7 protein-coding genes are annotated in these 8,011 nt (G+C 47.4%); 3 read left to right on the plus strand and 4 right to left on the minus strand.

What is annotated here, in order from left to right; translation table 11 throughout:
* Window positions 1-453: 453 nt before the first annotated feature.
* Entirely contained in the window at window positions 454-798 is a 345-nt protein-coding gene (locus Q7S09_01030; protein ID MDO8557760.1) for a type II toxin-antitoxin system Phd/YefM family antitoxin, read from the minus strand.
* Window positions 799-1,093: 295 nt separating this feature from the next.
* Here Q7S09_01030 and Q7S09_01035 point away from each other — a divergent pair, with 295 nt between their 5' ends.
* Window positions 1,094-1,615 (plus strand): hypothetical protein, encoded by a 522-nt coding sequence (locus tag Q7S09_01035; GenBank protein MDO8557761.1) that lies wholly within the window; start codon window positions 1,094-1,096, stop codon window positions 1,613-1,615.
* Window positions 1,616-1,744: 129 nt separating this feature from the next.
* Window positions 1,745-2,716, plus strand: a complete 972-nt coding sequence (locus tag Q7S09_01040; protein ID MDO8557762.1) for a cysteine synthase family protein — start codon at window positions 1,745-1,747, stop codon at window positions 2,714-2,716.
* A gap of 61 nt (window positions 2,717-2,777) precedes the next feature.
* Here the strand turns inward: Q7S09_01040 and Q7S09_01045 are convergent, their stop codons facing one another.
* Entirely contained in the window at window positions 2,778-3,101 is a 324-nt protein-coding gene (locus Q7S09_01045; protein MDO8557763.1) for a hypothetical protein, read from the minus strand.
* Between the two features lie 99 nt (window positions 3,102-3,200).
* Between Q7S09_01045 and Q7S09_01050 the strand changes: the two genes are divergently transcribed.
* Complete coding sequence (locus Q7S09_01050) at window positions 3,201-3,935, plus strand: helix-turn-helix domain-containing protein (protein ID MDO8557764.1); 735 nt, start codon at window positions 3,201-3,203, stop codon at window positions 3,933-3,935.
* Window positions 3,936-4,751: 816 nt separating this feature from the next.
* Here the strand turns inward: Q7S09_01050 and Q7S09_01055 are convergent.
* Together Q7S09_01055 and Q7S09_01060 are read right to left on the minus strand one after the other, a co-directional pair.
* Window positions 4,752-7,118: a fibronectin type III domain-containing protein gene (locus tag Q7S09_01055; protein MDO8557765.1), complete on the minus strand. Its 2,367-nt coding sequence runs from the start codon at window positions 7,116-7,118 to the stop codon at window positions 4,752-4,754.
* 490 nt (window positions 7,119-7,608) lie between these two features.
* A complete protein-coding gene (locus Q7S09_01060; protein MDO8557766.1) occupies window positions 7,609-7,953 on the minus strand; it encodes a hypothetical protein in 345 nt (114 codons plus the stop codon).
* Window positions 7,954-8,011: the final 58 nt, after the last annotated feature.

The raw sequence follows: 8,011 nt of genomic DNA on the forward strand, positions 1-8,011 counted from the left end.
GACCATTTACCTAATTTAGTTTTTGGCATAAATTTCTTCAGATTATTTCATCTTAATTTCCGCAAGTCACAAGTATCGAACCGCGGGTACAAATCTTTTTGTGTCGATGCGCTCATTCTACCACTCCGGGTTCAAACCCAAAACTGTTTATGGAATAAGCGTTAATTGAGAAAATTTTATGTGGATCTTCTGTGTCGCGGTGGCGATACGGAGCACCGGGATTTCTAAGCTCATCAATATACTCCTTGTCGACGGCCGAATTCGATTACAAGAATTAAAAGTAGGGATTTTTCAATCCTGTAAATAATCCTATAGGAACCAACGCGATAAGAGTATTGACGAGACCGCTCGCCGTGAAGCTGTTTGCCCGCGGAGAATGGGTTGGCTTGAATTACTTCGAATGCCGCAATAACGCGTGATATATCTTTCGGGAGAAGATGATCAATCTGCTTCTTAACGGCTTTTGCGATTTCGAGCCTGAACGCCATATTTCTTTTTTGATTTATCGGCAACCGCACCTAACTCCTTCTTTATCCGCTCAAAAGGAACATAGTTCGAAAAATCACGACTTTTGATATCCCTTTCTGCCTCGGCAATAGTTTTATCTAAATCCGGAAAAATTCGCAGAACCTCCATCGTTTCCATGAATGACTCATATTCTTCGGCGGACATAAGAACCACCTTGGGCTTGCCGTTTTCGGTCAAGGTGTATTGTTTACCTGGTTTTTGAACCTCCTTTGCAATCTCAAAAATCCGCTTACGGCCATCAGAGATTGAGATAGTGCTATTGCTGTCCATAATGTTTGTAGTCTGTACTTATGTACATAATAATGTACATATCGCTTTCTTGTCAAGCCTGTGGTGAGTTTGCCTGCCCTGACTTGTCCTGAGCTTGCCGAAGGAGAGCCTGCTGCGCCCTCCCGAAGCTTTATGCGGAGGAGGGTTTTGTGGAAAATATGAGCAAAATTCAAATCCAGAGCTTCGCGATGTATATTGCGAACTTTAAGATCCTTCCGCACTAAGGAACGCGAGCAGATCCGCGTTGACGGGGGTAGGATGACAGAACTCCTGCTTTGATAATATAATTAAGCCAATGAACCGAAAAGGATTTGCGCCGATAGTTTTATTAATAATAATCGGGATTTTAGCAATGGCCGGGGGAGTATATTATTTTGGGCAGAAACCCGCCTCTCTGAATTTAGAATCCGGCAATATAGGACCATCTGGCGCGAAAGAAAATACAACTACACAGATTAATTCAGCTAGCTCCGACGAAATATCAATCACCGCTCCGGGAATTGAAGTTGGATCTTCGACTGAATCGAATCCCGATTTTTGTCCTCTCATCAAAGGGGCGCCTTTCTATTCCGTAGAAAGGCGCGAAATGATTACTAGTCCGTCGGATTCCGGATATTCCTATATCAGATTTGATCCCGATGGTTCCTTTAGTTGGTTTCATAACGGTATCTCTAGCCAGGGCGGGGGTTATTATTGTGAAGCTACCAATGGGGCGGTAGAATTGGGAGCTCAAATTTCCGGACGAACCGTTTTGGGAGTATTCGATTCCAAGACTCTTATTCTGACCTGGGATGGTGTTAAATATCGTGTGAGATAGCTCTGCGTAATTCATCCTGACGAAAATCGCTCGTTTCGCAATGTAACTCCCCCGCCATGGCATCCACTATTATTTTTGCGCGCCGTAAAGATGCTTGAAGGTCTAACTTCAAAGCAGTATAGTTTTCACATGCAGACAATTATGGATACTATCGGCAACACTCCTCTCGTCCGCCTGCAATACATGAGTCCGAACCCGGCCGTTTCCATTCTTGCAAAGCTGGAATATTTTAATCCCACCGGAAGCATCAAAGACCGCATTGTTTTTCATATCATCAAGGATGCGGAGGCCCGTGGCTTACTCAAGCCGGGCGGCACCATCATTGAGGCCACCTCCGGGAATACCGGCGCCGCGGCCGCTATGATCGGGAGCGTGAAGGGCTATCGTGTCATTTTAACGATGCCCGACAAGGTAAGCAGTGAGAAACAAAAAAATCTTCTCGCGTTCGGAGCCGAGATACACTTGGCGCCGACCTCCGCGCCGCCGGATTCGCCGGAGCATTACGTGAGCGTGGCGAAGCGCCTCGCCTCGGAGATTCCGGGCAGTTTTCGCATAAACCAGTATGACAATCCGCTAAATCCCGAAGCGCATTATCTTACGACGGGACCCGAGATATGGCGGCAATCAGGCGGCAGAATCGACTATCTCGTCGTCGGAGGAAGTACGGGAGGCACGATAAGCGGAACAGCCCGGTATTTGAAAGAGCAAGACAAAAATGTGCGCGTAGTGCTCGCTGACCCGATCGGTTCAATCTACTACGATTATTTTAAGAGCGGTAAAAAAACCGTGGGCAAGGGTTCCGTGTACCGTGTCGAGGGCGTAGGCGAAGATCATATTACGAAAGCATTTGATTGGTCGCTCGTGGATGACGTCATACAATACTCGGACGCGGAAGCATTTCAAACCGCTCGGCTTCTCGCGCGAAAGGAAGGAATTTTTGTGGGTGGTTCCGCTGGCGGAAGCATGTGGGCCGCGCTACGGGTTGCCCAACAGGCGAAGGACGGAGCTGTTATAGTGACCATCATGCCTGATGGCGGACTCAAGTATCTTAGTAAGATTTATGATGATGAATGGCTCAAGAGCCAGGGAATGAGCCCTTAGAACGTTCCGGTTGTCGGAACGTTTTTTTATTTGCGAATAAAAAAGCCGCCCTGCGTGGCGGCTAATACTCCCTGCCCTTTTCCTTCTTGCTGAAAACGAAAAACGCTTCATAGCTTTCGGAATATCCTGGTTTGTCATATTCGACGCGCCATCCGGCCTTCCGATAGGCACCTTCAACATCCAGCCAATGCTTTTCATATGCTTCTGTAATGTCGACGCCTCTTGCTTCCAGCAACGCAGTAACTTCCTTCTGCCTAATGGTTGCCGAATATCCGATGAATTTGCTCACGATCAGTTCATTAAAGGCTTCGAAGACGATATCCGGGATGATTGCCTGTTTCGCCTTCGCCACTTCGCTGGTCTTGATTGGATGGACATTGCCCATAACCCCTCCTTTTTCAAAGAAACCGCTATTATCATATATTCGTTCTTCTCTCTCGTCAGAAAACTTGAAAATATGTACTAAATATTGTACACTTTAAATATGGCAAAGAACGACCTTGGCCGCGTGTTCAAAAGGCTGGGCCTGAGCAAGCATGCCTATCCGGTATACGAAACGGTCAGAAAACATGGCCCCCTGCTCGCGACCGATATCGTGAGAAGGTCCCGTGTTCATCGCCCAGCCGCTTATAAGGCGCTTTTCGAACTGTCAGACAATGGGCTTGTCGCAAAAGCGAAACATGGCAAAAGGTCTCTTTGGCGCGCAACAAATCCAGAACGCATCGTTGACCTGTTCGTCAGCGAGGTAGGCAGGATAAAAGGCCTGATCCCTAAGGAACGAGCATTGTCGGCAAACGACCTTTCGCGCAGCACCTTAAAAATACTCAAAGGCCGCAGTGGCGTGAGGGCCGTGTTCGATGATGCGATAGCGCATACAAAAAAAGGCGGCACATTCTTCCGGTACACGTCCGAAACAGACCTAGCCGCAGTCAACGCATATCTCTCCTCGGATTACCGCAAGAAAAGAGATGCGAAGCGCCTCGAACGACGCGTAATCAGCAATCCCCTTTCGGGGGAGCAGAAGCGTCCTCGGCTGGAACGGTTTATAAAATTCATTAAGCCGGAGACCGATGTCTTCGATCAGAATATCATCGAGCTTATTTATGAGAACCGAGTGGCGTTCATAGATCTGAATGCCGAGGAAGTAATGATCATCGAAAACGCGGCATTGGCCGACTTCCAAAAAGTCATCTTCAAACAGCTGTACAAAAGGCTTTAGCGTTGAGTCGTGGACGATGCTCCCGGTTTTCTTGGCGAGCATAGCGAGACTAGAAAGACCGCAGTCCTTTAGGGTTAGAACCTGTTTTATGGGAAATACGGGCAAAATCTACATCCCGAGTTTTGCCACTTAGCTACCTCACCACGGGGGAAGTACACCATGAGTTAGATTTTTATAGACAAAAAAAGAAAGTCAAACAGACTTTCTTTTTTTGTTCGCTCCACGCGAAGAAAAGATGTCTACAAAGAGAGCGGAACTGGCGGAGTAACGGGTTCACAGATGCTTGCATAAGCGCAGACTACGGGGTATACTGGCTCTTTTTTAGCTGCAAAAGCCACGGATAAACCTCCGAACAAAGTTGCGGCGACAGCGGCGCCAACTAGGATTTTTATCATTTTAGTAAATTTCAAACGACCTTTATCTAAATTAAAGGATAATTTACAAATAAATACAAATTTAATTTAATATTATCAGCTTCCGCAACCCGCAGGACAGGATTCGAACAACCCAAAAGGTTAGAACCTGTTTATGTCAAACACGCCCCATTTTGTAACGAGTTTTATTTCCAGTCCTGGTAGCAGGGGCAGTAGGAATCGTTCCTCCTTTCAGTCGAAACCTCATCACTCCGTGATTTCGGCCATAGGTTCGATTCCTAACTGCAGAAAACAAAAACGATGGCGCGAAGCCATCATTTTTGTTTTGCGGGGAGTCGTGGACGATGTTAGAACCTGTTTTATGGGGAATGCGAGCAAATTAAGCATCCCAAGTTTCGTAATGTAACCCTGGGATGGGACGGTGTTGGAAACTTTTTAGCTTTTACGTGCCGGCTGGGTACGAAACGTTGGCTGCAACCATCGGGACCAAAGTCGCCGGAAGGTTTATAGAATTACCGGCACCATCAAGTGCGTCCACATAGGTCACCGCTGTCGTGTTCGCCAAGGTCACGCCAAACGTCTGGGATACGCCAGGTCTTCCGTCGTTCGAATTCGTATTAGAATCGATGCGAATCGTAAACGTCTTGGATGAACCGGCGCTGATAACATAGCCGCCGATGCCAGAACCAATCGTGTAGGTAAAAGCGTAACTGGAGGCTGAGACAGAACCGGGCACCGGAGTACCAGTGCTTGGGTCATACAACTTCATGTTCGCGGTATTGTTGATAAAAGTAGACGACGGCATGGTACCAGAAAAGGTAAGAACTACCTGGTTAAGCGATACTGATCCCGCAGGAGAAGCCGCGAATGTAATCGTCCCCACATCGTCAATCGTGCTCTTGCCCGGGCGAGGACTGGCCGCAGAGTTTGCCATGACCGTAAGGACGCTACGCAAGACAGTCTGTTTGTTCCCGACCGGGCCAGACAAGAAGATGTTTGCCACGGCTGTGTTGGAGGAAGCTCCAAACGCAGTCACGAGAGTAGAAGCAGTCGCATATTCGGTAGAAGGAGCAATTTCAAAAATACTCGTGGAGTTATCAACTGCGCCGCCGGAGGCGTAAGAAGCCGCGTCGCCCTTCAAAACCAAGGTTTTGGAACCGGACTTCCCGACCATAACCGGTGAAGCAAAGTGGAACGCGTAGTTATAGCCATTGCCATTTGCCGATAGAGCCCCGGATCCAGCCGAGCCAACGGGAGTACCTCCGTCATACAAAGTTAGGTTTCCGAAGCCGGTTTTTCCAGAATTATTGCGCTGGAAAACAACTAAATCGGTGATCCTCACATCTTCGTTATTGGAAGTCTCCGTGAAACGGAAGGAAGCCAACGAGTTGCCGGTGGAACCCATAACGAGCTGACCAGAAGAAGCTGAAGCTCCATCAAGACCGATCGACAAGGTCAGAGGTAATACAATAGTTACCGTTTGACCATTTACCGGAGTGTTGCAACCAATCGAAGCGCCGGATAGAAGTCCCGTGGCTACACAATTAGTAAATGTAGAAGCCTGCTGGCCAAGCACCGCACCAGGAAGGATATCTGCATAGACATCCACGACAACAGTCTGGCCAGCTGAAACCGTAAAAGAATTACCACTGAAGACATAGGAGGTGTTATTGGTCAAAGCTGAGTAGGTCGAACCGAAAACAGCGGATCCGACTTTAACCATCAGGTTCTGGTAGTCAGTGCTTGCACGAGCGCTGGAGACAATCGTAATGCTAGAAACGGATATGCCTTCCGCTGAAGAAGCAGTAATGGCATACGAGCCAATCTTTGCGGCCGACGTGTTGATCGTAAAGCCTTGATTTCCCACCGAAGAATTTAGACTAACCGTTAGAGTTCCTGCCGGCGGAGGAAGCGTAGAAAATGTGTATTCGTTACTGGTTGATTTATTTCCGCTGCCATCTGCTGAAGTAACTTTATAGAAATAAGTGGTGTTGGGGCTCAAACTCGAGAAGGTAACCGTGTGAGTATATCCGCTATAGGCGGATGAAACTGAGCCGTTGGCAGAAGTGTAGTAGGAGCCGGGAGTCGTGCCAAGATATGCGGTGCTATCACTATTTTCATTCGTCGTCCAAGTGATAGTCGCTGAATTTGCCGCAACGCTAATTGCTTGCACCGTGGAAATGACCGGCGGAATAGTGTCGGCGGGCGAACCTGCAGGAGGAGGGGGCGGAATATATGGAGGCAAAGAAGGAGGCACATAGACCGCAATCGGAGGAGTTGTGTTTTGCTGAATGGCTTGAGTATTCTGCTGAATTTGCTGCAATGTCTGCGTCTGAGCAGTCTGAGCCGCTTGGGTAGTGCTTGATTGAGCCTGTAATTGCTGTTGCAAGAGCATCACCTGTTTCAAAAGCAAAGTTAATTGCGCTTGCAACGCCTTATTAGTGCTGCTTGTAGTTGTGGCCGAAACAGAAGTCGGCGGCGTGGAACTGGTCTCGGCAACCGCCTGCTGGTTAGACGCATTAATTTGCACGCCAAGAACCGCATTGGCTTTCGCCCTTGTTAGTGGTCCAAAATATCCGGCAGCCGGGGTAATGCCAGCGCTAGTTTGAAACTTCTTTACTCCAGAGAGGGTGAGTGAAAAAAAGTTGCCGGTGATTGGTCCGGAATAAAAATTTTGGTCGGTTAAAAACTCCTGCAACTTGGTAACATCCACGTCGCCTTGTACGCCGAAATAGAGGTCATGGTCAAATGCTTGTGCGGACGCGATCAACGGGAACAACAGAGCCAGGACAATTAAATATTTTTTCATATTACCATTAAACCACCAACGATAAATTTTGTAAATCTGCGGGGAATCGTGCCTGCCTGCCGGTAGGCAGGGACGACGTTAGAACCTGTTTTATGGGAAAAGCCCAGCATTTCTTCATTCCGAGCTTAGTTGGATAGCCCCCTGGCAATGATGCTTTCAAAGGTGGTCTGTGCCCCCCAATAGGGCAAGAACGTTCTGGTGAGAGATAGTACCCATGAGCAAGACGCGCGGGATGGGCACCGTTGGAATCTTTTTTATGAGCCAGCCCACTTTCTCCATTCCTTTTTATCAAGGCCGGACTGACGGATCATGGTCTCAAGGGTTCTGGGAACATACGAATCCTTGGGAACGTTAATTTCGACTACTTTCATAGTTGTTTTATTTATATAGGCGTAATGAGATCCCTTTCTTGACTCGTAAAATACAAAGCCATTTTCCTTCAAGAAATCAACGACGTCTCTTTCGCTCCAGTTAGAAAGACCGTTGGGCATTACGCGACTGAAACTGCCTGTCCTGTGTGATATGGCGATCGCTGAAAAAACGCAGCCACCGTAGTTTTCGGCTTTTCAATTTGTTCTAATGCTTTAAAATATCTGTTCCAATACTCCTCCGGAGCGTAGCGGTTAAGTAAATCCTCAGACATGTCCTCCTTGATGACGCATTCAAGATGAAGAATTGATGCTTCCTTAATGCTGTCCATCAATGCAATCGGATCGTTACCCTCTTCCACAATATCAAAAGTTAAATTTACGCCGACGAACTTATCGCCTTCGCTATAAACAAATAACTCCATAAGACCTTTTTCTTTTGTGTTTCTAGAACGATTTAACTTCATGGTTTTATTATAGCATCCTATTCAGAGGATTGCATCATATAGAGCGTAAGATTACGAC

It is taken from the genome of bacterium, assembly GCA_030649025.1.
In the GTDB taxonomy this organism is placed as follows: domain Bacteria; phylum Patescibacteriota; class Minisyncoccia; order JAUYLV01; family JAUYLV01; genus JAUSGO01.

Bases quoted from the DNA above. Each gene is read 5' to 3' on its own strand.
- Q7S09_01035 (MDO8557761.1), top strand. From the start codon at position 1,094: ATGAACCGAAAAGGATTTGCGCCGATAGTTTTATTAATAATAATCGGG.
- Q7S09_01055 (MDO8557765.1), bottom strand. From the start codon at position 7,118: ATGAAAAAATATTTAATTGTCCTGGCTCTGTTGTTCCCGTTGATCGCG.
- Q7S09_01060 (MDO8557766.1), bottom strand. From the start codon at position 7,953: ATGAAGTTAAATCGTTCTAGAAACACAAAAGAAAAAGGTCTTATGGAG.
- Q7S09_01040 (MDO8557762.1), top strand. From the start codon at position 1,745: ATGCAGACAATTATGGATACTATCGGCAACACTCCTCTCGTCCGCCTG.
- Q7S09_01030 (MDO8557760.1), bottom strand. From the start codon at position 798: ATGGACAGCAATAGCACTATCTCAATCTCTGATGGCCGTAAGCGGATT.
- Q7S09_01050 (MDO8557764.1), top strand. From the start codon at position 3,201: ATGGCAAAGAACGACCTTGGCCGCGTGTTCAAAAGGCTGGGCCTGAGC.
- Q7S09_01045 (MDO8557763.1), bottom strand. From the start codon at position 3,101: ATGGGCAATGTCCATCCAATCAAGACCAGCGAAGTGGCGAAGGCGAAA.